The sequence below is a fragment of the Paraburkholderia sp. BGA-UO-ETr-F21 genome, assembly GCF_059567925.1.
In genome coordinates this window covers 73781-99152 of sequence record NZ_JCAQOY010000017.1, presented here as the reverse complement: position 1 = coordinate 99152, position 25372 = coordinate 73781, and the positions used below count along the sequence as shown (strand labels likewise).

At 62.3% G+C, this 25372-nt stretch carries 24 protein-coding genes and 1 pseudogene; 11 read left to right on the top strand and 14 right to left on the bottom strand.

The window, feature by feature from the left end; all coding sequences use genetic code 11:
• Window positions 1-3 precede the first annotated feature (3 nt).
• Together lptG and AC57B1_RS12875 are read left to right on the top strand one after the other, a co-directional pair.
• Complete coding sequence (gene lptG / locus AC57B1_RS12880; protein ID WP_011487122.1) at window positions 4-1152, top strand: LPS export ABC transporter permease LptG; 1149 nt, start codon at window positions 4-6, stop codon at window positions 1150-1152.
• A gap of 11 nt (window positions 1153-1163) precedes the next feature.
• Complete coding sequence (locus AC57B1_RS12875) at window positions 1164-1535, top strand: sirohydrochlorin chelatase (RefSeq protein WP_011487121.1); 372 nt, start codon at window positions 1164-1166, stop codon at window positions 1533-1535.
• A gap of 595 nt (window positions 1536-2130) precedes the next feature.
• Here AC57B1_RS12875 and AC57B1_RS12870 read toward each other — a convergent pair.
• From AC57B1_RS12870 to AC57B1_RS12840, 7 genes are all read right to left on the bottom strand, one after another.
• Window positions 2131-2583, bottom strand: coding sequence for a hypothetical protein (locus AC57B1_RS12870; RefSeq protein WP_496417675.1), 453 nt, complete (start codon window positions 2581-2583; stop codon window positions 2131-2133).
• Between the two features lie 805 nt (window positions 2584-3388).
• Window positions 3389-4144 carry a uroporphyrinogen-III C-methyltransferase gene (gene cobA / locus AC57B1_RS12865; protein WP_496417674.1) on the bottom strand — a complete coding sequence of 252 codons (756 nt, stop codon included), beginning with the start codon at window positions 4142-4144 and terminating at the stop codon, window positions 3389-3391.
• Between the two features lie 54 nt (window positions 4145-4198).
• Window positions 4199-5515 (bottom strand): sulfate adenylyltransferase subunit 1, encoded by a 1317-nt coding sequence (locus tag AC57B1_RS12860; RefSeq protein ID WP_011487103.1) that lies wholly within the window; start codon window positions 5513-5515, stop codon window positions 4199-4201.
• A gap of 24 nt (window positions 5516-5539) precedes the next feature.
• Window positions 5540-6502: a sulfate adenylyltransferase subunit CysD gene (cysD, locus tag AC57B1_RS12855; protein ID WP_408187630.1), complete on the bottom strand. Its 963-nt coding sequence runs from the start codon at window positions 6500-6502 to the stop codon at window positions 5540-5542.
• 111 nt (window positions 6503-6613) lie between these two features.
• Window positions 6614-7360, bottom strand: coding sequence for a phosphoadenylyl-sulfate reductase (locus AC57B1_RS12850; RefSeq protein ID WP_165184922.1), 747 nt, complete (start codon window positions 7358-7360; stop codon window positions 6614-6616).
• A complete protein-coding gene (locus tag AC57B1_RS12845) occupies window positions 7357-7896 on the bottom strand; it encodes a DUF934 domain-containing protein (RefSeq protein WP_408344751.1) in 540 nt (179 codons plus the stop codon). Before AC57B1_RS12845 ends, AC57B1_RS12850 begins: the two co-directional genes overlap by 4 nt.
• Window positions 7897-7918: 22 nt before the next feature.
• Entirely contained in the window at window positions 7919-9598 is a 1680-nt protein-coding gene (locus tag AC57B1_RS12840) for a nitrite/sulfite reductase (protein ID WP_408187627.1), read from the bottom strand.
• 219 nt (window positions 9599-9817) lie between these two features.
• Between AC57B1_RS12840 and AC57B1_RS12835 the strand changes: the two genes are divergently transcribed.
• The 3 genes from AC57B1_RS12835 (at window position 9818) to AC57B1_RS12825 (ending at window position 12459) form a co-directional block, all read left to right on the top strand.
• On the top strand, window positions 9818-10759 hold the full coding sequence (locus tag AC57B1_RS12835; RefSeq protein WP_091796464.1) for a CysB family HTH-type transcriptional regulator: 942 nt from the start codon (window positions 9818-9820) through the stop codon (window positions 10757-10759).
• Between the two features lie 34 nt (window positions 10760-10793).
• Window positions 10794-11963: an ABC transporter substrate-binding protein gene (locus tag AC57B1_RS12830; RefSeq protein ID WP_496417673.1), complete on the top strand. Its 1170-nt coding sequence runs from the start codon at window positions 10794-10796 to the stop codon at window positions 11961-11963.
• Between the two features lie 235 nt (window positions 11964-12198).
• Window positions 12199-12459, top strand: coding sequence for a hypothetical protein (locus tag AC57B1_RS12825; protein ID WP_091796466.1), 261 nt, complete (start codon window positions 12199-12201; stop codon window positions 12457-12459).
• Window positions 12460-12498: 39 nt separating this feature from the next.
• On the opposite strand, the gene AC57B1_RS12820 is transcribed toward AC57B1_RS12825, so the two are convergent.
• From AC57B1_RS12820 to AC57B1_RS12795, 6 genes are all read right to left on the bottom strand, one after another.
• Window positions 12499-13650, bottom strand: a complete 1152-nt coding sequence (locus tag AC57B1_RS12820; protein WP_496417672.1) for a Gfo/Idh/MocA family protein — start codon at window positions 13648-13650, stop codon at window positions 12499-12501.
• 32 nt (window positions 13651-13682) lie between these two features.
• Window positions 13683-14732 carry a sugar phosphate isomerase/epimerase family protein gene (locus AC57B1_RS12815; protein ID WP_408344745.1) on the bottom strand — a complete coding sequence of 350 codons (1050 nt, stop codon included), beginning with the start codon at window positions 14730-14732 and terminating at the stop codon, window positions 13683-13685.
• 79 nt (window positions 14733-14811) lie between these two features.
• Window positions 14812-15774 (bottom strand): substrate-binding domain-containing protein, encoded by a 963-nt coding sequence (locus AC57B1_RS12810; protein ID WP_091796469.1) that lies wholly within the window; start codon window positions 15772-15774, stop codon window positions 14812-14814.
• A gap of 99 nt (window positions 15775-15873) precedes the next feature.
• Window positions 15874-16887 carry an ABC transporter permease gene (locus tag AC57B1_RS12805; protein WP_408299222.1) on the bottom strand — a complete coding sequence of 338 codons (1014 nt, stop codon included), beginning with the start codon at window positions 16885-16887 and terminating at the stop codon, window positions 15874-15876.
• Window positions 16868-18355: a sugar ABC transporter ATP-binding protein gene (locus AC57B1_RS12800; protein WP_496417671.1), complete on the bottom strand. Its 1488-nt coding sequence runs from the start codon at window positions 18353-18355 to the stop codon at window positions 16868-16870. The genes AC57B1_RS12805 and AC57B1_RS12800 overlap by 20 nt, the downstream gene beginning before the upstream one ends.
• Window positions 18356-18358: 3 nt before the next feature.
• The gene (locus AC57B1_RS12795; protein ID WP_091796472.1) at window positions 18359-19438 is read right to left on the bottom strand and encodes a LacI family DNA-binding transcriptional regulator; all 1080 of its coding nucleotides are present in this window, start codon (window positions 19436-19438) and stop codon (window positions 18359-18361) included.
• Window positions 19439-19719: 281 nt separating this feature from the next.
• Here AC57B1_RS12795 and AC57B1_RS12790 point away from each other — a divergent pair, with 281 nt between their 5' ends.
• The 6 genes from AC57B1_RS12790 (at window position 19720) to AC57B1_RS12765 (ending at window position 25089) form a co-directional block, all read left to right on the top strand.
• A complete protein-coding gene (locus tag AC57B1_RS12790) occupies window positions 19720-20373 on the top strand; it encodes a protein-L-isoaspartate O-methyltransferase family protein (protein ID WP_091796473.1) in 654 nt (217 codons plus the stop codon).
• Between the two features lie 65 nt (window positions 20374-20438).
• Complete coding sequence (locus tag AC57B1_RS12785; RefSeq protein ID WP_091796474.1) at window positions 20439-20762, top strand: rhodanese-like domain-containing protein; 324 nt, start codon at window positions 20439-20441, stop codon at window positions 20760-20762.
• 271 nt (window positions 20763-21033) lie between these two features.
• Window positions 21034-21501 (top strand): DUF2844 domain-containing protein, encoded by a 468-nt coding sequence (locus AC57B1_RS12780; RefSeq protein WP_496417670.1) that lies wholly within the window; start codon window positions 21034-21036, stop codon window positions 21499-21501.
• Between the two features lie 15 nt (window positions 21502-21516).
• A complete protein-coding gene (locus AC57B1_RS12775) occupies window positions 21517-22869 on the top strand; it encodes a DUF3443 domain-containing protein (RefSeq protein WP_496417669.1) in 1353 nt (450 codons plus the stop codon).
• 145 nt (window positions 22870-23014) lie between these two features.
• Window positions 23015-23464, top strand: coding sequence for a DUF2844 domain-containing protein (locus tag AC57B1_RS12770; RefSeq protein WP_408344730.1), 450 nt, complete (start codon window positions 23015-23017; stop codon window positions 23462-23464).
• Window positions 23461-25089, top strand: a complete 1629-nt coding sequence (locus AC57B1_RS12765) for a DUF3443 domain-containing protein (RefSeq protein ID WP_496417668.1) — start codon at window positions 23461-23463, stop codon at window positions 25087-25089. Before AC57B1_RS12770 ends, AC57B1_RS12765 begins: the two co-directional genes overlap by 4 nt.
• A gap of 82 nt (window positions 25090-25171) precedes the next feature.
• Here AC57B1_RS12765 and AC57B1_RS12760 read toward each other — a convergent pair.
• Window positions 25172-25284: pseudogene (locus AC57B1_RS12760) on the bottom strand (aminotransferase class III-fold pyridoxal phosphate-dependent enzyme); the annotation flags it as partial.
• Window positions 25285-25372: the final 88 nt, after the last annotated feature.

Here is a 25372-nt window from a genome sequence, read left to right as displayed (position 1 = left end):
CCGATGCGCATCTATGAAAGGTACTTCGCGCGTCAGATCTATCTCACGTTCATCTTTATTCTGTTTGCGTTTTCGGGTCTGTTCTTTTTCTTCGACCTGATCAACGAATTGAATTCGGTCGGGCACGGCAACTACAAGTTTCAGTACGCCGTGTTGCGGGTCGCGTTGCAGACGCCGTCGCGTTTCTACGAAATCATTCCGGTCGCCGCGTTGATCAGTGCGATCTATGTGTTTGCGCAGATGGCGGCGAATTCGGAATACACGATTTTTCGTGTGTCCGGGCTTGCGACGAATCAGTCGCTGCGCTCGCTGCTGAAGATTGGCATTCCGCTGGTTTTGCTGACCTATCTGATCGGCGAAGTGGTTGGTCCGTACACGGATCAGTTGTCGGAGCGTGTGCGGCTCGAGGCGTTGGGGTCTTCGGTATCGAGTAATTTCGAGTCGGGCGTGTGGGTGAAAGATACGCTGACGGCGCGCGCGGATGGCGAGCAGGTCACGCGGTTCGTGAACGTCGGCGAATTGAAGCCGGATGCGACGATCAGCAATGTGCGCATCTACGAATTCGATTCAAAATTCCGGCTCTCCAATGTGCGGACCGCGAAAAGTGGCAAGTATCAGCCGCCGGGGCATTGGCAGTTGACTGGCGTGACCGATACGCAATTGATCGATGTGCCCCCTCCTCCGGGCACGCCCGCTGACGCGTTGAATCCGGTTTATCGTGCGAAGGAAGTTGCGGTGCCGGAGTATTCGCTGCGTTCGGAATTGACGCCGCAGATTCTCTCGGTGCTGCTGGTGTCGCCGGATCGGATGTCGATGTTCAATCTGTTCCGGTATATCCAGCATTTGACCGAGAATCATCAGGATACGCAGCGGTATGAAATTGCGCTGTGGCGCAAGCTGTTGTATCCGTTCGCTGTGTTCGTGATGCTGGTTTTGTCGCTGCCGTTTGCGTATTTGCATACGCGGGCTGGGGTTGTTGGGATGAAGGTTTTTGGCGGGATCATGTTGGGGATGAGTTTTCAGTTGTTCAATACTTTGTTCTCGCATATCGGCACGCTGAATACCTGGCCTGCGCCTTTGACTGCGGCTACGCCTGGGTTGGTTTATCTGGTGCTTGGGTTGGTTGGGTTGAAGTGGGTCGATCGGCATTAGGAGCGGTTGCTATGGCTATGCACGGTATCGTTCTGTTTGGGCATGGCGCGAGGGATGTGCGGTGGCGGGAGCCGTTTGAGCGGTTGGCTGTCAAGTTGCGGGAGGCTTCTGCTGGCGCACGGCCTGTGGCGTTGGCGTTTCTGGAGTTGATGGAGCCGGATTTGCCTACGGCTTTGGGTGAGCTTGTCGCTCAAGGCTGTGATGTGGTTACCGTTGTGCCGGTGTTTTTTGGGCAAGGGGGGCATGTCAGGAAGGATCTGCCTCTTGTCATTGAGCAATGCCAGGCGTTGCATCCTTCTGTTCTGATTAAGTGCGCTGTTGCTGTGGGGGAGGATGAGGCGGTTTTGGATGCTGTGGCTCAGTATTGTCTGCGGCAGGTTTGATTGGGTTTTTTGGCTTCTTGCCCGTCCCTGGGGCGTTGGCCTTTCCTTGCTTTGTTAGTGGTCTATTAGTGTTGCCCCTGTGCGGGGCGGCACCTACTTTTCTTTGCCGGCCGCAAAGAAAAGTAGGCAAAAGAAAGCGGCTCACACCGCTAGTTCTTAAGTGGGTCTCTCGCGCAGTCGCGGTAGTGGTGCATCTGGAATCTGCGCCCTCGCACACTCCACTTTCGTGACAAGGCGCTCATTCTTCCCGCCTCGCGCTCCGCGCTCGTCGGAAGGGTTTGCTCAAACCCGCTGGATTTTCTTGGCGTGGTGGGGGCCGTCGGCTTCGCCTCGGCGAGTTGCCGTTGAAAACCTCCGGGCGCCACCATTTGTCCCCGGTACTAAGCGTGGTCGCGGCGAAAAGCGTTGACGCAGAATCAGCTAACGTTCGCTTGCCAGCGCTGACGCCGTTGAGCAGGTACCTCGAACACCTCAGGCGCATACGCTGCGCCTTACCTCACATTTGGGACCCGCGCTTCGTTCAGAGTTTCGAGCCGTGTGCCGTGTGCCGTGTGCCGTGTGCCGTGTGCCGTGTGCCGTGTGCCGTGTGCCGCTGTCAGTGTGCCGTCGCAGTACGACGCGTGACCGTTTTGAATCGCATCTGCCCATTCGTCATCACCCTCTTTGCGCCCGTACGTTCACGGCTACCAGTCACTGTCCGCGTAGCCTTAGCCAGAAGGTCTGTCGCGTGGCGCGCGGTAATGCGGCTTTGAGGAATGCCCTTCGCATCAAGCGCGATGACCTGATACAACTCGCGATCATTCTCGACTTCGCGTTGGTAGTCCTCGCCTGTGTCGACCAGCACTTCCAGCAATCTCCGCTGTCGGTGTCTTTCTTCTCGCGTTATAGCCAGACTCCTAACTATTGAAGCCGCAAGCGTGACCAGTTTGTCCAGTTGGCCTAGCTGCCGCTCCACCAGTCCGAATGCGGATAAGGCTAGTTTTTCGTATTGAAGTGCATCAACGGGTGGGCGCGACGTGGTGCGTGAATGCTTGACGGATTTACTCATGGCGCGATCTCCCTGAAACTTATCTGGAGCGCCCGACACGCGCTTGCAAGGTGGTGAGCGGGCACAGTGACACGGTTGGCAGACTGGCCCACAGCAATCCAGCAGATCCGAAGATCTCCCTATCACGGCCCGCCCATTGTAGGAGGACGCGCAGAACCGAACGTACTACCCGCGTGAGCGGGCGTACGCGTGTGGGGCGCAGGCTGCCAAGCCTGACCATCGTTGTTTTGACGGTGAATTGAGTTTAAGCCGTATTGTTTCGCGAGTGATTACCTGCGCGAGCTAAAAAGAGCGAGGTATCACCGATTCTGAAATTTCCCAAACGTTCCTCGAATGCAAAACTACACCACAGAGGAAACGTCAGCGAAATTGGGACTAGTCATTTATCGGAACGTCCGTGATGCAGCGAAGCCGCTGCAACAAAGTAACAGTGCTACTACGGAAGTGATATGTGGAGAGCGAAGATGAGGAGCGCGGAAGCGACGGCAGAGAGCGATGAAGCGAAGGTTTGCCGAACGACCGCGACGGCGCGCGCAGCGCCGCCGGAAGAATGACTGCTGTGTCACGAGAGCGTAATGTGCGAGAGCCCAGATTCCAGATGCACCACTACCGTGACTGCGCGGGGGACCCACTTATGAGCTAGCGGTGTGAGCCGCTTTCTTTTGCCTACTTTTCTTTGCGGCCGGCAAAGAAAAGTAGGTGCCGCCCCGCACAGGGGCAACGCTAATCAACCACTAAAAAATCAAGGAAAGGCCAAAGCCGCAAAAGCACCAACAAGCGAAGCGCACAGCAGCAAAGAGAAACCTCAAGCCGCGACCAACAACCCACCCGCGGAGCGAACCACCCCACCTTGCCGCGCAGCAAAAGCCTCGCCAATCATCAGCAGACTAGGCTGCGAAGCATCGACCCACTTCTGCGCATCGCCAGCGGCCAGCTCTTCAAGAGTAAGCGAAAGCATCCGCTCATGAGCAGTAGAACAAGCCTCAACAATAGCCACAGGCGTGGCAACAGACCGCCCAGCCTCAATCAACTGCTGCGCAATCTCAACCCCACTATCCCGGCCCATATAAAACACCAGAGAATCCGCATTAACCTGCTCGCGAATCTCCTCAGACCCAGGCGCCCGACTAAAAGTAGCCAACGCAACGCTGCGCGACACCCCCCGCAACGTCAGCGACCGTTTCAAAGAGGCAGCGCTCGCGAGAGCCGCCGTAATCCCAGGCACAACCTCATACTCGATGCCCGCAGCCTCGAGCGCCCGCATTTCCTCATCAGCGCGGCCGAACAACATCGGATCGCCGCCTTTAAGGCGCACGACCACGTCATGCTCCAACGCAGCATCCACAATCTGCTTATTGATGAACTGCTGCGCGGTCGACAACTGCCCACAACGCTTCCCAACAGCAATCCGCCGCGCATGCGTAGGCGCATAGTCCAACATAGCCGGCTCGACCAGCGCATCATGCAGCACGACATCGGCCAACCCGAGCAGCCGCGCGCCACGCACCGTAATCAGGTCCGCAGCACCCGGCCCTGCGCCGATCAGATAAACCTTACCCATTTGCCTAAACCTGTCCGTTAGGTCGCCAGCACGACGCAGTGACGTGCCAAGCGCTTAAGCCGAAAACGCCCGAATCATTCCAGCCGCAACGGTATGATGCGTCGCCTCATCGATCAGCACGAACGCACCCGTGCCCTGATGCGAGTCGTACACATCGCACACCAGCGGCTTCTGCAACGTCAGCGCCACGCGGCCGATATCGTTCATCGTCAGTTCCTTGCGATCGGTTGCCTGCGACAGCGTATGCACGTCGAGCACTTCCTTGATCGCACCGATCCGCGCGAACACCGTGTTGGTGGTCTGCTTCAACAGATACTTGCGTTGCGTCGACAGCGGCGTGTCGTCAAACCAGCAGAGGTCGGCTTCCAGTTTCTTGGCCGGCTCCGGTGCCGCTTCACGCAGCACGAAGGTGTCGCCGCGCGACACGTCGACGTCTTCCGCCAGACGAATCGTCACCGTTTGACCGGCAAACGCGCGGTCCACCGCTGCCGTGCCGCCCGGCACCGGCGCGATGATTTCAGCCACCGTCGCTTCCCGATTAGCCGGCAACACGACGATCGTATCGCCGAGCTTCACTTCGCCGGCTTCCACACGGCCCATGTAGCCGCGGAAATCGTCGGCCTGGCTGCCGTCCTGGCGCGCCACCCATTGCACCGGGAAACGCAGCGCCTGGCCCGTCGGCACTTCGACCGGCAGCGCTTCGAGCAGGTCGAGCAGCGGTTCGCCCGCGTACCACGGCATGCTTTCGCTCGCCGTCACGATGTTGTCGCCCTTGAGCGCCGACACCGGCACGAAGCGCACATCGTTCAAGCCAAGTTGACGCGCGAGTTCGACATACGCGTCGCGAATCTCGTTGAAGCGCTGCTCGCTGTAATCGACCAGGTCCATCTTGTTGATCGCGACGATTGCGTGCTGCAAACCCAGCAGCTTGACGATCGCGCTATGACGCTTGGTTTGCGGCAGCAGTTGCGCGACGCCGTCCACAAACGTCACGCGCGTTGCGTCGACCAGAATGATCGCCGCGTGCGCGGTCGATGCACCCGTCACCATATTGCGCGTGTACTGCTCGTGACCCGGCGTGTCGGCAATGATGAACTTGCGCTTCGCCGTCGCGAAGTAACGGTACGCGACATCGATCGTGATGCCCTGCTCGCGTTCGGCTTCGAGGCCGTCCGTCAGCAGCGACAGGTCGATTTCGTCGCCAACGGTGCGCTTATTCTTTGCGCGCGACAGTGCCGAGAGTTGATCGCTCAATACGGCCTTGCTGTCGTACAGCAGGCGGCCGATCAACGTGCTCTTACCATCGTCGACGCTGCCCGCGGTAATGAAACGCAGCACGCCGAGGTCTTCTGGTTGGTGAATACCGCTCATGATTACTTTACCCTCGTCGTGTGCTTAGAAATAACCTTGCTTCTTACGCTGTTCCATCGCGGCCTCGGAGACCTGATCGTCCATCCGCGTCGCACCGCGTTCCGTGATTTCGGTCACGGCCGTTTCGGCGATGATCTTCTCGAGATCATCCGCATCGCTTTCCACCGGGCACGTGCAGCTGATATCGCCGACGGTACGGAAACGCACCAGCGCCGATTCGCTGACTTCGCCTTCACGCATCGGCGTAAGCGGGGTGACCGGCACGAGCAGACCATTGCGGCGCACGATCTCGCGCTGATGCGCATAGTAGATCGACGGCAGTTCGAGCTTTTCACGAGCGATGTACTGCCACACGTCGAGTTCAGTCCAGTTCGAAATCGGGAACACGCGCAGGTGTTCGCCGTTATGCAGACGCGCGTTGTACAGGCTCCACAGTTCCGGGCGCTGCGCCTTCGGATCCCACTGGCCGAATTCGTCGCGGAACGAGAAGATCCGTTCTTTCGCACGGGCCTTTTCTTCGTCGCGGCGCGCGCCGCCGATCAGCGCGGTGTAGCCATATTGTTCGATGGTTTCGAGCAGCGTCACGGCTTGCGCGGCGTTGCGCGAATCCGTTTCACGGCGCAGACGCACCGTGCCGCGCTTGATCGACTCTTCGACGTGACCCACCACGAGTTCAGCGCCGATCTCTTTCGCACGACGATCGCGGAAGTCGATCACTTCCTCGTAGTTGTGGCCGGTGTCGATATGCACGAGCGGAAACGGCAGCACGGTCTTGCGATTCGCGCCGATACCGAAGGCCTTCAGCGCGAGGTGCAGCACCACGACCGAATCCTTGCCGCCCGAAAACAGCAGCGCGGGCTTGCTGCACTCGGCAACCAGTTCGCGCAGGATGTGAATCGACTCGGCTTCGAGCCAATCGAGGTGATCCATCCGGTCTGCCGTGTTGGCGAGCGGTGCATTGACAGTGGAATCGAGCGTGGTGCTCATGTTTGGGTCCTTCGTTGATTCGCCCGGCGAGCGGTTGCTCGCCGAAGCGCAAGTATTCAAATCGATATGTGCGGCGTGCGGGCCAAAAGCCAAGGCCCGTTCGCTGAAACTTCAGGCCTGGGCGTCCGCGCCACGCTCGACCGCGATCGGCGTAATCGTCGTGATGTGCAGTCCGCATTCCTTCGTATCGCGGGACTCCCACCACCAGCGCCCTGCCCGGCTATCTTCGCCGGGACGCACGGCGCGCGTACACGGCTCGCAGCCGATGCTCGGGTAGCCGCGCGCATGCAGCGGATTGACCGGCACATCGAACGCTTTCAGGTAGGCCCACACTTCGGCCTCGGTCCAGTCGGTCAGCGGATTGAACTTGGCGATATTGCGTGCGGCGTCGTGCTCTTCCGCATGCAGTTCTGCACGCGTCACCGACTGCTCGCGGCGCTGGCCGGTAACCCATGCGCTGACATCCGACAGCGCGCGGTTCAACGGCTCGACCTTGCGGATTTCGCAGCAGCGCTTGCGCAGATCGACGCTTTCATAAAACGCGTTCAGACCGTGCGAGCCGATGTATTCCTCGACCGCGGCGGCTTGCGGATGAAACTGTTCGATGTCGTAGCCGTAGCGCTCTTTCACACGATCGAGCATGCCCAGCGTTTCCGCATGCAAGCGGCCCGTGTTCAGCGAGAAGATGCCGATCTTCACGCCACGCGACAGGATCGCGTGCGTGAGCAGCATGTCTTCCGCTGCGAGGCTGCTGGCGAGCTTGACGTTCGCGTGACGCGCGGCGATCGAATCGAGCAGCGCATCGAGGCGCTCGACCTTCGCGGCGAGTTCCGGCGTGAGGGCTTGGACTTCGCTCATGCCGACGCCTTCGCCAATTCGCCCGCTTCGCGGCGGCGGAACAGCGGCGACGAATTCACCGCGCCCTGGTAGTTGAAGCTGAATTCGTCGAACGCCTTGAGCGCGTCGTCGAAGTCTTTATCGGCGCGCAGCGCGTAAGCGTCGAAGCCGCAACGGAACATGAACGCGAGCTGATCGCGCAGCACGTCGCCGATCGCGCGCAGTTCGCCCTTGTAGCCGTAACGCTCGCGCAGCAGGCGGCCAATGCTGTAGCCGCGGCCGTCGCGGAACACCGGGAAGTCGACGCCGATCAGCGCGAGCTTGTCGAAGTCGGCGACGATATCCGCCGGCTCGCTGTCCGGCGCGAGCCACACGCCGATTTCAGCGGCACTGCGCGAAGCGCTCAGCGCTTCACGCTCAGCCTGCCACAACGCGAGCGGCACCAGCACCTTGCCTGCGGGCAATTCGTTCACCGCGGGCAGCGTGCCGTCTTCCGCCGGGCGCACGACCGTCCAGTCATCGTTGACGATCGCGCGATTCTTGATGATAGAAGCCATCTGTTCAGTATCCTTTTCGCGGTTACGCGTGAGCCGGTTGACGCGAGGCGTACACACGTTCCTTGAACGGGGTGATGCCGATGCGGTTATACGTTTCGATGAAGCGTTCGCCTTCGTGACGGTTTTCCACGAACGTATCGATCACCTTGCTCATCACGTCCGGCATTTCTTCCGCCGAGAACGACGGGCCGATCACGCGGCCGAGGTGCGCGCCGGTGGCGCCCGAACCCTGCTCGCCGCCGAGCGTCACCTGGTACCACTCCGAGCCGTCCTTATCGACGCCCAGAATGCCGATGTTGCCGATGTGGTGGTGACCGCACGCATTGATACAGCCCGAGATGTTCAGCGACACATCGCCCAGGTCGTACACGTAGTCCAGATCGTTGAAACGCTCCTGAATGGCGAGCGCAATCGGAATCGACTTCGCATTCGCAAGCGAGCAGAAGTCGCCGCCCGGGCACGCGATGATGTCGGTCAGCAAACCGATGTTCGGCGTCGCGAAACCTTGCGCCTTGGCCTTTTCCCACAGCGCGAACAGGTCGCGCTTCTTGACGTTGGCGAGAATCAGGTTCTGTTCGTGCGACACGCGGATTTCGCCGAGCGAGTACTCGTCGGCCCAATCGGCGACCGCTTCCATCTGCGCGTCCGTTGCATCGCCGGGGGCGATCGTGGTCGGCTTCAGAGACAGGGTGACGGACGAATAGCCCGCCACCTTGTGCGGACGCACGTTACGCTCGACCCAACGGGCGAACGCGCGGTTTTCCAGCAGATGCTTTTCGTACGAAGCGTCCGTATCCGCGAGCTTTTCATAGACCGGCGGCTGGAAGTATTGCGACACGCGATCCACTTCGGCTTGCGTAAGCGTCGAAGGGCCGTCCTTCAGGTGCTGCCATTCTTCTTCGACTTGCGCCGAGAACTTCTCCGGGCTCAACGCCTTCACGAGAATCTTGATGCGCGCCTTGTACATATTGTCGCGACGGCCGTAGCGGTTATACACGCGCAGCACGGCTTCGCAGTACGTCAGCAGATGTTGCCACGGCAGATCTTTGCGGATGATCGCGCCGATGATCGGCGTGCGGCCCATGCCGCCGCCGGCCAGAATGTCGGCCACCAGCTCGCCCTGCTCGTTCTTCTTCAGATACACGCCCATGTCGTGAATCTGCACGGCAGCGCGGTCTTCTTTCGAACCGGACACGGCGATCTTGAACTTGCGCGGCAGCCACGCGAATTCGGGGTGGAACGTCGACCATTGACGCAGGATTTCGGCCCACGGACGCGGATCGACCACTTCATCCGGCGCCACGCCGGCGAACTGGTCGGCGGTGATGTTGCGGATACAGTTGCCCGAGGTCTGGATGCCGTGCATCTGCACCGCGGCGAGCTTGCGCAGGATTTCCGGCGTTTCTTCGAGCTTGATCCAGTTGTACTGGATGTTCGAGCGCGTCGAGAAGTGGCCGTAACCGCGGTCATGCTCGCGCGCGATCTGCGCAAGCACGCGCATCTGGTCGCTGCGCAGGTTGCCGTAAGGAATCGCGATGCGGTGCATGTACGCGTGACGCTGCATATACAGGCCGTTCTGCAGACGCAGCGGACGAAACTCCTCTTCGCTCAATTCGCCCGACAAACGGCGGCGAACCTGATCGGCGTACTGCGCGACCCGTTCATCGACGATGGTCTGGTCGTACTGATCGTATTGGTACATTCGGGGACCCCAATTTTTGCAGTGATACGCAGCGGTCCGGTTCCGCCACGCCTTGAATACCTCTCTTTGTCAGCAGCCGCAGATGAACGTTTAGACCCATCGCTCATTTGCTTATGACAAATACAGATATCCATATTGAAAAAGATGGACAGATCGTAATAAACTCGCCTTATATTTCAAACGACTAAAAAATTCTTTTGATATGCGGAGGGGTTATATATGAACCTACACCAGTTCCGCTTCGTCCGAGAGGCAGTGCGGCAGAATTTCAACCTGACGGAAGCCGCGAAAGCCCTGTTTACAAGCCAGCCAGGCGTTTCGAAGGCGATCATCGAGCTGGAGGACGAGCTCGGCGTCGAAATCTTCACACGACACGGCAAGCGGGTGCGCTCGCTGACCGAGCCGGGGCGCATCATTCTTCAGTCGGTTGAGAAGATTCTGCAGGAAGTCGAGAGCCTCAAACGGGTCGGTAAAGATTACGCGGCGCAGGATCAGGGCAATCTGGTGATCGCCGCCACCCACACCCAGGCGCGCTACTCGCTGCCCGCCGCGATCGCCGAATTCAAGAAGCGCTTTCCCAAGGTCCACCTTTCGATTCTGCAAGGCAGCCCGACTCAGGTCGCCGAAATGGTGATCCACGACCAGGCCGACCTCTGCATCGCCACCGAGGCGATCTCCAACTATAAGGAGCTGGTCTCGCTGCCGTGCTTCCAGTGGCACCACGTGGCCGTCATGCAACCGGATCATCCGCTGCTCGACCGCAAACTTTTGTCGCTGGATGATCTGACCCAGTATCCGCTTATCACCTACGACAACGCGTTCGCCGGCCGCACCAAGATCAACGAGGCGTTCCGCCTGCGCGGTCTGCATCCGGACATCGTGCTGGAGGCGATCGACGCCGACGTGATCAAAACCTATGTGGAACTGGGTCTGGGCGTCGGCATCATGGCGGATATCGCGTTCAACGCCGAGCGCGACCGTCATTTGCGCGCCATGCCGGTCGGCCACCTGTTCGGCAGCAACGTGACGCGGGTCGCGCTGAAACAGGGCGCTTATTTGCGCAGCTATGTGTATACGCTCGTCGAACTGCTGTCGCCGAGCATGAACCGCAAGCTGATCGAGCAGGCGCTCAAGGGCGAACACGAAACCTACGAACTTTGATCTCACCACCGCTTCCTGCTACGGAGACCCTTTGATGACGTCGTATAAGAAAAAATTCAGCGGCCTCACCGCCGCTTTAGGTTTTGGCGCGCTCCTGCTCGCCACCGCTGCCCACGCCGACATCAAGGTCGGCATCGATCTGTCGAGCACCGGCCCGGCGGCCGTGATCGGCATCACCAGCAAGAATGCGATGCTGATGTGGCCCGCCACCATCGCCGGCCAGAAAGCCGACTACATTTTCCTCGACGACGCCTCCGACCCGGGCGCCGCCGTGCGCAACATCCGCAAGCTGATCAACGAAGACCACGTGGACGTGATCGTCGGCCCGAACATCACGCCGGCCGCGATGGCCGCGCTCGATCCGGTCGCCGAGAGCCAGACGCCGATGATCACGCTGATCGGCTCGGCGAGCGTGGTCGAGCCGCAGGAAGGCAAGAAGGTGTGGGCCTACAAGATGGCGCAGACCGACAGCGCGATGGCCGACGTGATGACGCGCTACATGTCGAACCACAACGTGAAAACGGTGGGTTTCATCGGTTTCGCGGACGGCTACGGCGAAAGCTGGCTCAACGAGTTCAGCAAGTTCGCGGCGCTGCGCCATATTCAACTGGTCGCCACCGAGCGCTATAACCGCACCGACGCGAGCGTGACCGGCCAGATCCTGAAGCTGATGGCCGCCAAGCCCGACGCGATCCTGATCGCGGGCGCCGGCACGCCGACGGTACTGCCGCAACGCACGCTGATCGAGCGCGGCTTCAAAGGCCCGATCTATCAGACGCATGGCATCGCGACGCCCGAGTTCATCAAGCTGGGCGGCAAGGACGTGGAAGGCACGCTGTTCCCGACCCAGCCGGTCGTAGTGGCGCGCACGCTGCCGGCCGATCATCCGGCGAAGAAAGCGGCGCTCGCCTTTACGAACGAATATGAGGCGAAGTACGGCCCGGGCAGCGTGACGCAGTTCGCGGGCGACGCGGCGGGTGTGTATCCGCGCTTGCAGGATGCCGTGGCCCGTGCGCTGAAGACGGCGCAGCCGGGCACGCCGGCGTTCCGCACGGCGCTGCGTAACGAGCTGGAACATGCGCATGAACTGGTCGTGCCGAACGGCGTGGTCAACACGAGCCCGAAGGATCACGTGGGGTTGGATCAGCGCGCGAGCGTGATGGGCGTGATCAGGAACGGCAAGTTTGTTTATTTGAGCCAGTAAGCGATGTAGTGAGACCGCCGCCCGTGCAGCCGGGCGGCAGGTGTCCGCGGCGTGATGACGTGGTCGGCGCCAATACACGTGGCGGCGCCGTCCACGGTGCAAAAAAGTCGTGCGAACAGGCTGCGGCGCAACTTGCGGCTCCGCCCGCAACCAGGCGGCGAGACCGAGACACTGGCGCGTTCGGCCGGCGAAGTTGCTAAAGTAGCAGTCTTTCCCCGATCAGCAGTCCCACACCATGCGCACCACCCGAGCCATCCACGCCGTCGAGCGGCTGAAAACGCGCAGCGGCAATCCGCAGTTCGCCGCGATCAGCCTTTCCGGCGGCCTGTTCTATCTGGTCGACAAATCGAGCGGCACGGACAAGAAAGTCTCCGACCCGCTGACGCTCGACGACTTCGTCAAATTCGTCGACGCTTTCGGCCCGCCGAAGCCGCGCAAGGCGAGCAAGCTGGATATCGCGTTCGAAGAGCAGATCAAGAAGAGCAAGGGCGGTTGAGCGATACAACCGCTTTACGACCATAGCCGTATCAACGCCTCAGACGTTGCCAATCTCGCGCCACTGCCCATCCGCCGCGCTGCTCGCGAGCATCGCCTCGATAAAGCGCAAACCCGACACTCCGTCTTCCACCGTCGTGAGCAACCGGCTTTCGGCGGGCAACGCGCGCCCCGCGTCCAGCGCTTCGATCTGCAACGCAGCGTCTTTGTACAACTGCGCGAACGCTTCCAGATAACCTTCGGGATGCCCTGGCGGCACACGCGTCGCATGCGCCGCGATCACGCTCTTCACGCGCCCTCGCGTCAAACGCTCAGCCTCGCCGCCCAACGGCGTGAACCACAATTCGTTCGGATTCTCCTGGTCGAAACTCAACCCCGCTTTCGTCCCATACACGCGCAAACGCAATGCATTCTGCGCGCCGCTCGCTACCTGGCTCGCCCAGAGCATGCCGCGCGCGCCATTCGGATAGCGCAGCATGGCCTGCACGTGATCGTCGATGCGGCGTCCCGGCACAAAGGTATGCACTTCCGCCGCCAACGCATGCGGCGTCATGCCCGTGACGAACGCGGCAAGGTGATAAGCGTGCGTGCCGATATCGCCGAGACATCCCGCCGGACCCGCTAACGCCGGGTCCGTGCGCCAACCGGCCTGCTTGTTCGTGCCGCTCGTTTCGATCGGTTCCGCCAGCCAGTCCTGCGCATATTCGACCTGCACCACACGTATCTCGCCGAGCTCGCCTCGTTCGATCAACTCGCGGGCATGACGTGCCAACGGATAGCCCGAATACGTATGCGTCAACGCAAACAGCTTATTCTTCTTGCGAGCCAGTTGGGCCAGCGCTTCGCCTTCGGCCAGTGAAATCGCCAGCGGCTTGTCGCACACGATATGGATACCGGCTTCGAGAAACGCCGTCGCCACTGGTGCGTGAAGATGATTCGGCGTGACGATCGCCACCGCGTCGATGCCATCGTCGCGCGCGGCCTCCGCGCGCGCCATCTCGCGCCAGTCCGCATAGCTGCGCGCGATGCCGGCCTCGGCGGCGCTCGCCTGGGCGCGCTGCGGATCGGACGACAGCGCGCCCGCCACCAGTTCGAACCGATCGTCGAGCCGCGCCGCGATCCGATGCACCGCGCCGATAAACGCGCCCTGCCCGCCGCCGACCATCCCTAGCCTGAGCCTTCGTTGTGCCATCGTCCCCGCTCCTTTGCGTTGGCTCGCCGCCGTCAGATGCCGAGCACGCGTTTTAACTGCGCGGCGTCCACACCGCTTCCGGCGAAATCGTCGAACGCATGCTCGGCCACGCGGATGATGTGGCGGCGAATGAACTCCGCGCCTTCGCGCGCGCCGTCGTGCGGATGCTTCAGCGCGCACTCCCATTCGAGCACGGCCCAGCCGGGGAAATCGTATTGCGCCATCTTCGAGAAGATCGCGCCGAAATCGATCTGGCCGTCGCCGAGCGAGCGGAACCGGCCCGCACGTTCGACCCAACCGCTGTAGCCGCCATACACGCCTTGCTTGCCGGTCGGACGAAACTCCGCGTCCTTCACATGGAACGCCTTGATGCGTTCGTGATAGATGTCGATGAACGCGAGGTAGTCCAGTTGCTGCAACACGAAATGACTCGGGTCGTAGAGGATGTTGGCGCGCGCATGCTGCTTGACCGCATCGAGAAAACGCTCGAAGGTCACGCCGTCGTGCAGGTCTTCGCCCGGGTGCAGTTCGTAGCACACGTCCACGCCGGCTGCGTCGAACGCGTCGAGAATCGGCGTCCAGCGGCGCGCGAGTTCGTCGAACGCGGCTTCCACGAGACCGGCCGGACGCTGCGGCCACGGGTACAGATACGGCCACGCCAGCGCCCCGGAAAACGACACGTGCGTGCTCAAGCCCAAACGCTGCGACGCCTTCGCCGCGAGCTTCATCTGCTCGATCGCCCACTGCGTGCGCGCGGCCGGATCGCCTCGCACCTGCGGCGCGGCAAAACCGTCGAACAGCGTGTCATACGCCGGATGCACGGCGACGAGCTGTCCTTGCAGATGCGTCGACAGTTCGGTGATTGTCACGCCCAAGTTGTCCACGGTCTCGCGCAACTCGTCGCAATAGGTCTGGCTCGACGCCGCCTGTTCGAGATCGATCAGGCGGCTGTCGCACGGCACCTGAATCCCTTTGAAGCCGAGACCCGCGGCCCATTCGGCAAGATGCGCGAGGTTGTCGAACGGCACCTCGTCACCCATGAACTGGGCGAGAAAGATAGCCGGCCCCTGGATGGTTTTCATCGTACGGCTCCTCGAACGGGGGCGCGCGCGCCGTGCCGCCCACTGCACGACATCAGGCAGCGCGCCCCGGATGCTGGGATCAGAACGGCGAGTCCGGGAAGTAGAACTGCTGCGCGTTTTCCTTCGTGATCAGCACCGACGGAATGATCGTCGTGGGCGGCAGCTTCTCGCCCTTCAGGCGAGCTTCGGCGGTGAGCTTGATGGCGTCGTAGATGAATTTTGGTGAATAAGATACGTCCGCCTTGATCATCGGCGCACCGTCCATCACATTCTTCACCATGCCCTTCGAGCCCGCGCCGCCGAACACGATCTTGATGTCGGTGCGTTTGGCCTGTTCGATCGCCTTGATCACGCCCACCGCCATGTCGTCGTCCGCGGCCCAGACGGCGTCGATATGCTTGAAGCGCGTCAGGTAATCCTGCATGACCTTGAACGCGTCGTCGCGATTCCAGTTCGCGTACTTGGCGTCGAGAATCTTCATGTCCGGATAGTTCTTGATCACGGTCGTGAACGCGGTCCAGCGTTCGTTGTCGAGCGTGGTCGGAATGCCGCGCAGCGCGACGATGTTGCCTTTGCCGCCCAGCTCCTTCGCCAGAAACTCGGCGGGGATCTTGCCGAACGCGGTGTTGTCACCAGCAACATACGCGTCCTGCGCGCTGGTGTCGGTCAGCCCGCGATCCACCACCGTCACGTACACGCCTTTCTTCTTCACCTGCGCGACCGGTTGCGTGAGCGAAGCCGATTCGAACGGGAAGATCACGAGCGCGTTGATCTTGTTGACCGTCACCAGATCCTGCAACTGGTTCGCCTGTTCGGGCGCGCCGGCCGCGGTCTTCACGATCACTTTCAGATCGGGATGCGCTTTCTCCAGATCGGTCTTGGCTTTGTTCGCCCACCAGACAATGCCGCCCGTAAAACCGTGGTCGGCTGTTGGAATCGCGACGCCCAGCGTGACTTTTTCATCGGCGCGCGCGACATTCGCCGTTCCCAGTATTCCCAACGCCAGCATGCCGGCGCCGACCGCTCGAAGGACCTGCTTCATGGTTATGTCTCCTTGTGTGAGGCGTTCGTGCGCCCCGATCTCAACTCACCGTTACTGCAGTTTGAAGCGCAGTTTGACGCACAATCTGAAGCACCACCGCTACCGCCGTCCACGTTGTACGAACGCGACGAAGATAATCACCACGCCCTGCACCGCCGCGTTCAGATACACGCTGATGATGCTGGTCAGATTCAGAATGTTCGCGATCACCGACAGCAGGATCGCGCCGATCACCGTACCGATCACGCGCCCTTCGCCGCCCTTGAGCGCCGTGCCGCCGACCACCACCGACGCGATCGCCTCGAGCTCCCACAGCAAACCGGTAGTCGGCGTGGCGGACCCGAGCCGCGGCACATACAACACGGTGGCGACGCCCACGCAAATGCCGAGCAGCACGTAGGTGACGATCTTCACGGTGTCGACGCGAATCGCCGCATAGCGCGCGACCTGTTCGTTCGAACCGATCGCCTGCACGTGCCGGCCGAACGCCGTGCGGTTGAGAATCAGCGCGCCGCCCGCCGCGACCACCAGAAACACCCAGATCGGCACCGGCACGCCGAACAGGCTCGCGTAATAGACCGGGCCGTACAGGTCGGAAAGCGAGTTATCCAGCGTTAGCGCGCCACCGTCGGCGAGCCAGGTCAGCACCGCGCGAAAGATGCCCAACGTGCCGAGCGTGACGATGAACGGCTCGATCCGCCCTTTGGTAATCAGCAAGCCGTGCGCGCAGCCGAACAGCCCGCCGAGCACGAGCGCGAACACGATGCCGAGTGTGAGGATCATCAGCGGCGGGAAGGTATGCCCGCCGACGCCCGCCGCAAGTCCGTTCATCAGCCAGATCATGCTGCCCGCGATCAGCGCCGCCATCGAGCCGACCGAGAGATCGATGCCGCCCGAGATGATCACGAAGGTCATGCCGACCGCGATGATGCCGATGAACGACGTGCGCGTGAGCACGTTCATCATGTTGTCGAGCGTGGCGAAATCGCGGTTGAGCAGCGTGCCGACAATGCACAGCACGATCAGTCCAACCAGCGGACCGAGCGCATACAGCCGATGCGCGAAGCGCAACGCGCGGCCGGATTGGACGGCTTCAGTGGGTGCCGGTCGCATGGGCGATCAACTCCTCTTCGGTCAGATGCTCGAGCGTCAGCGTGGCTTGCAGGCGTCCCGCGCGCATCACGGCGACGCGGTGGCACAAGCCGATCAGCTCGATCAGTTCGGATGAAATGACGATCACCGCGCGGCCCTGCGCGGCGAGACGATGGATCAGGAAATAGATATCGCGTTTCGCGCCGACATCCACGCCGCGAGTCGGCTCGTCGAGCACGATCACATTCGGCTCCGGCTGCAGAAATTTGGCGAGCGCGAGCTTCTGCTGATTGCCGCCGGAGAGCATGCGCGCGCGGCTCGACAGATCGCCGGTGCGAATGCCGAATTCGCTCACGGCTTTCGTCAACGCGGCGCGCCCCGCCTTCATGTCGAGCAGCGGATGCGCGTAGCGTTCGAGCGTCATCAGCGTGACGTTGTCCTGCAGGCTCAGGTTCACGTGCAGGCCTTTGCCCTTGCGATCCTCGCTCAGATAGGTGAGGCCGTGGTGCATCGCGTCGCGCGGACTTTTCAGATCGGCGGGACGGCCGGCCATCTCGATGCGACCCGCCGTGCGTTTGCGCAGGCCGATGATCGCTTCGAACGCCTCGGTGCGGCCCGCGCCCACCAGTCCCGCGAAACCGAGCACTTCGCCCGCGCGCACGTCGAAGCTCAGGTCCTCCACCCAGTCCGGCACGACGAGGCCTTGAACCTTCAGCGCGACCGGCGCGTCGGCGGGCACGGTGATTTTCTCGGGGAACATATCGGACACGTCGCGCCCGACCATCAGGTTCGCCATCTGCTGCCGCGCGAGTCCGGCGGTTTCGCAGCGGGCGACGAAGCGGCCGTCGCGCATCACGATCACTTCGTCGGTAATGCGCTCCACTTCGTCGAGCTTGTGCGAAATGTAGATGATGGTCACACCGTCGGCCTTCAGCTTCGCCATCAGCGTGAAAAGGCGCTCGGTTTCAGAAGGCGTGAGCGTGGCCGTCGGTTCGTCCATGATGAGCAGGCGCGCGCGGCGCGACAGCGCCTTGGCGATCTCCACCATCTGCTTTTCCGCGACGATCAGTTCGCGCACCTTCGTGTCCGGCGCTTTCTCCAGACCGACCTGCGCGAGATAACGGGCGGCCTCGGTGTTCATCGCCGCATCGTCGACGAACCAGCCGCGCTTCTTTTCATGGCCGAGGTACATGTTCTGCGCGATCGTCAGATGCTCGGCGAGATTGAACTCCTGGTGAATCAGCACGATGCCTTGCGCTTCGGCATCGCGCGAACCGGTGAACTGCTGCGGGTGGCCGTCGACCAACAAGCTGCCCGACGTGGCGGTTTCATAGCCGGCGAGGATTTTCATCAGCGTCGATTTGCCCGCGCCGTTCTCGCCGAGCAGTCCGTAGATGCGTCCCGGCGCCAACTCGAAGCTCACGCCGTGCAGCACGCGCACGGGGCCGAAGTCTTTGCGAATATCGTCGAAACGGATCGCGAGGCTCATGACTCAGGCGCTCCCGCGAATCACGAGCCGGTGCGGCAACAGCACGCCCGGCACGTTCGCCAACGGATTGGCGAGCCGCTGCAGCAACAGCCGCGCGGCGGTTTCGCCCAGCTCGCGCATGGGCTGCGCGATGGTGGTGAGGGGCGGATCGATCTGCGCGGCAAGCGAGATATCGTCGAAGCCGACCACCGCGATATCGTCGGGCACACGCTTGCCGACGCTGCGCAAGCCGTGAATCACGCCGATCGCGAGCGTGTCCGAGACCGCGAAGATCGCGCTCGGCGCGTGCGGCTGATTCATCAGCGTGGCCGCGGCCGAGGCGCCCGCTTCGTAATCGAGGCTGTTCAGGTTCATGCGCCAGCATTCGTCCGGCGTGATGCCCGCTTCGGTCAGCGCATCCAGATAGCCCTGCTGACGCTGGCGCGCGTACAGGTAATCGACATCGGAATTGATCAGGCCGATGCGGCGGTGGCCACGCGCAAGCAGGTGCCGGACGGCGTCGCCGGCGGCCCGGTAGTTGTCGATGCCCACGTACGGCACGCCCATCGCCGGGTCGAACTCGCAGCACGCAACCCACGGCAGCGCGCTCGACGCCTCGCCGAGCGCCTGCTGGATGGTGGCCGGATCGAGACAGATCGCGCCGTCCGCGCGGCGGCGGCGCAGCAGATCGAAGTAGCTGCGCTCGCGCCCCGGATCGGCGCCCGTGTCGCACAGCAACATGAAGTAGCCGTGCTGGCGCGCCACGCTGTCGATGCCGCGCACGATCTCCGCGTAAAACGGGTTGCCCACGTCCGGAACCATGGTCAGCAGCAGGCGGCTCTCCGCCGTGCGCAGGTTGCGCGCGAGTTCGTTGACGCGGTAGCCGCTGGCGTCGATGGCGGCCAGCACCTTGTCGCGCGTGGCGGGCCGCACGTTCTCGTGGCCGTTCAGCACGCGCGACACCGTGGCCACCGAAACGCCCGCCTGCTCGGCGACGCCGGCAATCGAAATGCCTTCGGCCGCGCCGCGCGCCGGCCGGCCGCCGGGCTGGGGACGCGCCTCGGACACCACTGCGGGAGCCTTGCTGGACGTCGATCTGGACAAGTAAACTCGCCTCGAAAATGTAATCGATTACATTCTTGAGCGATCGATGCAGGAAGCGCAAGGCCCGATCGCTAGGGATTAACACGGGGGGCGGCGTGACCCCGCAGCGCCGCATTCCGGTCTGGCGGCGGGCGGCGCCCTGCCCGCCCGAGCGCGGATCGGCATGGTCATTTGGTACAATCCCGCAGTTACCCTGACGTGCCTTGCGTGCCGAGTTGTCGTGCGAGGCCACCGGTCAGTGGCACATCGCAAACTCGCCAAACCACAGAGCCGAATCCACCATGAACATCGAGCAAGCGCGTTTCAACATGATCGAACAGCAGATCCGCCCCTGGGAAGTGCTCGACCAGGACGTGCTGAATTTGCTGTCGATCGTCAAGCGTGAGAACTTCGTCCCCACCGTCTATCGCGACCTGGCCTTCGTCGATTTCGAAGTGCCGCTGCCGGCCGGTCAGCACATGCTGGCGCCGCGCGTCGAAGCGCGCGTGCTGCAGGAACTGGCGGTGAAGAAACACGAAAGCGTGCTCGAAATCGGCGCGGGCTCGGGTTACATGGCCGCGTTGCTCGCGCACCGCGCGCAGCACGTGCTGACGGTCGACATCGAACCCGAACTGGCGGAACTGGCGAAAACCAACCTGATCGCCAACGGCGTGCTGAACGCCGAAGTCGCCACCGGCGACGCTTCGCGCGGCTGGGCCGGCGCCGCGCCGTACGACGTGATCTGCGTGTCGGGCGGCCTGCCGGTGCTGCCGCAGGAAATTCTCGATCAACTGAAGATCGGCGGCCGTCTGGCGGCGTTCGTCGGCACCGCGCCGGTCATGAAGGCGCAGATCATCACGCGTATCGACGAGAAGCAGTACCGCATTGCCGACGTGTTCGAAACGTATGTCGAGCCGCTCATCAACGCGGTGCAGCCGTCGCGTTTCAAGTTCTGATTGACGCATTGATCCGGACGGCCGGCATGGCCGCCGTCCTCTGAATTGAACTGGATGTCCTGCTGATGCAAAACCTGACCGCTCCGGCGCTCGCCGAATGGCTCGCCGACACCTCGCGCCCCGCGCCCGTCCTGCTCGACGTGCGCGAGCCGTGGGAAATCCAGACGGCGTCCATCGCCGGCGCCGTGTCGATCCCCATGCGTGAGATTCCCGCGCGCAGCGAAGAACTCGACGACGACGCGCAAATCGTCTGCGTCTGCCACCACGGCGCGCGCAGCGCCCAGGTCGCGATGTTCCTCGAGTCGCGCGGCCATACCAACGTGTTCAATCTGCAAGGCGGAATCGACGCGTGGTCGCGTCAGGTGGATCCGTCCGTTCCGACCTACTGATCGATCAGCCGCAATGAGGTGTTAGTGCGGCCGTGAGGAGCGGCTGCTCTAATACTTGCTTGCGAGCCTCCGCGTTACGCCGACGGGCCAACGGCCTTTCCGCGCTTCTCCCGCCTCTCCCGCCTCTCCCGCTTCCAGCATGCGCCCTTTGGCGCAGAGCTAACGTCACGCTTTCATTGCGCCGCTTCGCGCATCCTCTTCGGAAATTTCATACGGTTTCCTGAACATCTCACAGGCACCATGCTTCGACCTTTCTTGGGGAAGCAATCTGATGAGATTCTTGAAGATCGCGATGCTGGCCGCAACCTTGCTGCCGCTTACGTCGCATGCAACGTTGGGCGGCGCGCCATCCGCCGGCACATCCTCTGCGCCCCTGCTACGCGCCGTACCGCAGTCCGCCGTCGCGACACCGGCTCAACCGGCGAACGCAGCACGCTACTCCCTGCACCAGTCGATCGACGCCAACGGCGTGACCCTTCGCGAATACGTCCTGCCCGGCAACGTCGTGTTCGCGGTCTCGTGGGACGGCCCCATCCGTCCTGATATGGCAGCGCTGCTCGGCAGCTATTTCCCGAACTTCGTCAACGCCGCGCAAAGCCGCACGCGCGGCACCGGGCCATTGGTCGACGGCAACGACGATTTCCGGGTCGAGTCCACTGGTCGCCTGGGACGCTTCAGCGGCATGGCCTGGTTGCCTCGCCTGATGCCTGCCGGCGTCGGTCCGGGCGATCTGCAATAAGGCACACGTCGAGCTATGAGAAAACAAACCATGAACACATTGAAGAAGACACTCTGGCTCGCGGCAGCCATTGCGGGAATCGCGCTTTCCGCATGCGGCGGCGGCGGAAACGCGAGCGGCAACCAGAGCGGCAACTCGATCGGCTGGAACGCCACCCCTGACTGGATCCCACCACCGAACGGCTCAGGCGGTTCCGGCAACTCCGGCAATTCGGGTAACGCGACGCCCCCGGCCACCGGCGACAACACGGTGCCGGTTAGCGTCGACGCCTCGACGGGCAACGTGAACCGGTTATTGGCATCGGTCACGGTCTGCGTGCCGGGCGCCCAGAGCGCGCAGGTCGCGAGCCAGTGCGTGAGCGTCGACAAGATGCTGGTCGATACCGGCTCGACCGGCGTGCGCATTGCAGCTCGCGCACTCCCCACGCTGGCTCCTCAGTTGCTCACGCAAGCGGGCGCGGTCGACGATCCGGTCGGCTCCGCGCCGATTGTCGAATGCATGCCGTTTGCCTCGGGTTTCACGTGGGGTTCGGTCAAACGCGCGGACATCACGATCGGCCGCAAGACGGCGAGCAATATTCCGATCCAGCTGATCTCCGATGGTGCGTTCGCCGTTCCCGACGATTGCGTTGCACACGGCGGCGGCGACATGGGCGCCGCCCTCGACGCCATGGGCGTGAACGGCATTCTCGGCATCGACAACTTCACGAGCGATTCCGCGGACGCGGTCACTACTGCGATACCCGGCAACTACTATTACTGCCCGTCGCAAAACCGTTGCATCAGCACGCGCGTGCAGGCGAGCCAGGAAGTCATGAACCCGGTTGCAGGATTCGCGAGGGACAACAACGGCACGGTCATCCGCCTGCCCGCAGTGCCGGCCGGCGGCCAGGCCAGCGTTACTGGCCTGTTGGTGTTCGGCGTCGGCACGCAGCCGAACAATGCGCTGCCGCCCAATGCCACCGTCGTTGCAGTGGACAAATACGGCACGTTCACGACGCAGTACCAAGGGCGCGTGTTCAATCGCAGCGCGATCGACAGCGGCACCTTGAGCTACGCTTTCCCCGATAGCGCCATCCCCGTATCCGCCGCCGGCTTATATACGCCGACGGGCACGTTGAACCTGAGCGCCACCATCGACCCCACCAACGGAAAAGGCTCGCCGCTCCAGATGCCATTTTCGGTCGGCAACGCCGCCAGTCTCATGGCGAGCGGTTACGCAGCGTTTAACAACATTGGTCAGTACTTCTCGAATAGCCACAACAATATGTTCTTGTGGGGGCTGCCGTTCTTCTATGGCCGCGACGTCTACACCGTGATTGGAAACGCGAAGGTCGGCAACCAGACTGGGCCGTTCGTCGCGTTCTGACGACTGAGCGCCCAACTGAGACAGGAGGCGTTGCACTGGCGCAGCACCTCCTTACGCCATTTCCGATTTTTCATTCAGACTTTTCCGGCAATCCCAATAACGCCCCGCTGGCACCATGCTCCGACCTGTTTCCTGGAGCAATGTGATGAATTTTGTGAAGGTCGCACTGGCCGCTGCGGCACTGTTACCGCTCGCGTCTTATGCGGCGTTGGGCGGTGCGCCCAATGCAGGGGCGACGCCGCAACTGTTGCTCCGCGCGGCGAGCTCTAACGCTGCTTCCGCTTCCATGCCTTACACCGTGCGCCCATCGCGTGACCTCAATGGTGTGACAGTGCGCGAATACGTGCTGCCGTCGAACGTCGTGTTTGCGGTCACGTGGGACGGCCCGGTGCGGCCGGATATGAGCGCGTTGCTCGGCAGCTATTTCCCCAGCGCGGTTGCCGCCAGCGCAGTGCGGGCTCGCGGCACGGGTCCGTTGATCGAGCGCAATGGCGACTTCCAGATCGAGTCGGCAGGCGCGCCGGGACACGCCTCCGGCAAGGCATTCCTGCCGCGCCTCGTCCCCGCCAATGTTCGCGTGGAAGATCTGCAATGAAGCGGCGGGTCGAGCCACGAATCACAAGAAACATGAAAACACTCAACCAATCCCTTTGTTTCGCCATCCTGACTGCCAGTGTCGTCCTGTCCGCCTGCGGCGGTGGCGGCGGTGGCGGTGGCGACAGCAGTGACTCGAATGCGACGCAGGACAAGGGCAACCCGGCGCCGGGCCTTGCGCCTGCGCCAAGCTCCGCTTCGAGCCAAACGCCCACGCAGACTCCAATCCCGACACCGACGCCTGCGCCGAAGCCCAGTCCGATGCCGCGTCCGACACCAACTCCGACACCGACACCGACTCCAATTCCGACTCCGACTCCGACTCCGACTCCGACTCCCACTCCCACTCCGACATCGACACCAACGCCGACTCCAACTCCAACTCCAACTCCAACTCCAACTCCAATTCCGACTCCGACTCCGACTCCGACTCCAACACCGACTCCGACTCCGACTCCGACTCCGACACCATCGCCATCGCCATCGCCAACGCCAACGCCATCGGCCGACGTCAACACCGTCCCGATCACCGTCGAACGATGGACGGGAAATTACGCCAACCAGCCCTACGTAACCGTCACCATCTGCATCCCTGGTGTGCAGGGCGCGAGCCAATGCGCAACGATCGACCACATGCTGGTCGACACCGGTTCGGCAGGCGTGCGTGTGCTGGCGAGCGCGTTGGGCCCGGCGCTCTCGGCTCGTTTGCCGGCGCAAACCGGCGCCACCGACGATCCCACCAGCGGAGCCCCGATTGCCCAATGCGCGCAGTTTGCGTCAGGTTATGCGTGGGGGCCGATCAGGCGCGCCGACGTAACGATCGGCGCCAAGGCAGCAGGCAACCTGCCGATCCAGGTGATCGGCGACAGCGTGTATGCCACGCCCGCGGATTGCGCATCGGTGGGGCTCGGGAACATCGGCACGGTGACCGATCTCGGCGCCAATGGCGTGGTCGGCATCAGTTCCGCGGTACGCGACTTTCCGCTCGCGGCCCAATATGCCTTGTCGGCCACTTACTACTACTGTCCGTCCACGGGTTCGTGCAAAGGCACACGCGTGCCGCTCGACACGCAGGTCATGAATCCCGTCGCCAACTTCACTTCGGACAACAACGGCACGATCATCCGTCTGCCTGCCCTGCCTGCGGGCGGCCAGCCAAGCGCCACCGGCGAACTGGTGTTCGGCATCGGCACCCAGCAGAACAACAGGTTGCCGTCGAATGCCAACATCATTGCGCTCGACGGCAACGGCTTCTTCACGACGGCGTACAAGGGCTCGCTGTTCGGAAGGGGGGTGATGGATAGCGGGTCGAACGCGAACACCTTCCAGGATCGCTCGATCCCGTTCGACTCGTGGGGACGTTACACGCCGTCGACCGCACTCAGCCTGTCCGCCATGCTCAAACCCAACAGCGGAGCGGCGGCGTCCGCAACCGTACCGTTCCAGGTAGCCAATACGGCCAACCTGATGAACGGCCAATACGCAGCACATGACGATCTGGCCGTCTATACGTCGCTTTCCAGTTACTTTATCTGGGGCCTGCCGTTCTTCTTCGGCCGCGACGTCTACACCGCTTTGAACGGCGCCCAGGTCGGCGCGCAGACTGGCCCCTTCGTCGCGTTCTGAACTCGGCGATCTAATCGATAAGGCCGGCGCCCCGCAAATCGCCGGCCTTCTTTCATACCGCGGCCTCCGAAACGCCGCGCTACTAGTCCACCGCCCTCAACACCTCGGCCACCGCTCCACAGAATCTCCCCCGATCTGCGCCTCCTCGACGATCAACGGCGGCGAGAACGCCAGGATATCACCTGTATAGCGAGACGGCTCATGCACAAAGGCGCAGCGGAGATGCACCGTCGACGCCCGTTGGCGGATACCCACGCTTCGTTGCGGCGCGGCGCGCACCTGA

What these genes read in the sequence shown, in the direction of transcription:
- lptG (WP_011487122.1), top strand. Translation starts at nt 4, where the DNA reads ATGCGCATCTATGAAAGGTACTTCGCGCGTCAGATCTATCTCACGTTC.
- AC57B1_RS12875 (WP_011487121.1), top strand. Translation starts at nt 1,164, where the DNA reads ATGGCTATGCACGGTATCGTTCTGTTTGGGCATGGCGCGAGGGATGTG.
- AC57B1_RS12870 (WP_496417675.1), bottom strand. Translation starts at nt 2,583, where the DNA reads ATGAGTAAATCCGTCAAGCATTCACGCACCACGTCGCGCCCACCCGTT.
- cobA (WP_496417674.1), bottom strand. Translation starts at nt 4,144, where the DNA reads ATGGGTAAGGTTTATCTGATCGGCGCAGGGCCGGGTGCTGCGGACCTG.
- AC57B1_RS12860 (WP_011487103.1), bottom strand. Translation starts at nt 5,515, where the DNA reads ATGAGCGGTATTCACCAACCAGAAGACCTCGGCGTGCTGCGTTTCATT.
- cysD (WP_408187630.1), bottom strand. Translation starts at nt 6,502, where the DNA reads ATGAGCACCACGCTCGATTCCACTGTCAATGCACCGCTCGCCAACACG.
- AC57B1_RS12850 (WP_165184922.1), bottom strand. Translation starts at nt 7,360, where the DNA reads ATGAGCGAAGTCCAAGCCCTCACGCCGGAACTCGCCGCGAAGGTCGAG.
- AC57B1_RS12845 (WP_408344751.1), bottom strand. Translation starts at nt 7,896, where the DNA reads ATGGCTTCTATCATCAAGAATCGCGCGATCGTCAACGATGACTGGACG.
- AC57B1_RS12840 (WP_408187627.1), bottom strand. Translation starts at nt 9,598, where the DNA reads ATGTACCAATACGATCAGTACGACCAGACCATCGTCGATGAACGGGTC.
- AC57B1_RS12835 (WP_091796464.1), top strand. Translation starts at nt 9,818, where the DNA reads ATGAACCTACACCAGTTCCGCTTCGTCCGAGAGGCAGTGCGGCAGAAT.
- AC57B1_RS12830 (WP_496417673.1), top strand. Translation starts at nt 10,794, where the DNA reads ATGACGTCGTATAAGAAAAAATTCAGCGGCCTCACCGCCGCTTTAGGT.
- AC57B1_RS12825 (WP_091796466.1), top strand. Translation starts at nt 12,199, where the DNA reads ATGCGCACCACCCGAGCCATCCACGCCGTCGAGCGGCTGAAAACGCGC.
- AC57B1_RS12820 (WP_496417672.1), bottom strand. Translation starts at nt 13,650, where the DNA reads ATGGCACAACGAAGGCTCAGGCTAGGGATGGTCGGCGGCGGGCAGGGC.
- AC57B1_RS12815 (WP_408344745.1), bottom strand. Translation starts at nt 14,732, where the DNA reads ATGAAAACCATCCAGGGGCCGGCTATCTTTCTCGCCCAGTTCATGGGT.
- AC57B1_RS12810 (WP_091796469.1), bottom strand. Translation starts at nt 15,774, where the DNA reads ATGAAGCAGGTCCTTCGAGCGGTCGGCGCCGGCATGCTGGCGTTGGGA.
- AC57B1_RS12805 (WP_408299222.1), bottom strand. Translation starts at nt 16,887, where the DNA reads ATGCGACCGGCACCCACTGAAGCCGTCCAATCCGGCCGCGCGTTGCGC.
- AC57B1_RS12800 (WP_496417671.1), bottom strand. Translation starts at nt 18,355, where the DNA reads ATGAGCCTCGCGATCCGTTTCGACGATATTCGCAAAGACTTCGGCCCC.
- AC57B1_RS12790 (WP_091796473.1), top strand. Translation starts at nt 19,720, where the DNA reads ATGAACATCGAGCAAGCGCGTTTCAACATGATCGAACAGCAGATCCGC.
- AC57B1_RS12785 (WP_091796474.1), top strand. Translation starts at nt 20,439, where the DNA reads ATGCAAAACCTGACCGCTCCGGCGCTCGCCGAATGGCTCGCCGACACC.
- AC57B1_RS12780 (WP_496417670.1), top strand. Translation starts at nt 21,034, where the DNA reads ATGAGATTCTTGAAGATCGCGATGCTGGCCGCAACCTTGCTGCCGCTT.
- AC57B1_RS12775 (WP_496417669.1), top strand. Translation starts at nt 21,517, where the DNA reads ATGAGAAAACAAACCATGAACACATTGAAGAAGACACTCTGGCTCGCG.
- AC57B1_RS12770 (WP_408344730.1), top strand. Translation starts at nt 23,015, where the DNA reads ATGAATTTTGTGAAGGTCGCACTGGCCGCTGCGGCACTGTTACCGCTC.
- AC57B1_RS12765 (WP_496417668.1), top strand. Translation starts at nt 23,461, where the DNA reads ATGAAGCGGCGGGTCGAGCCACGAATCACAAGAAACATGAAAACACTC.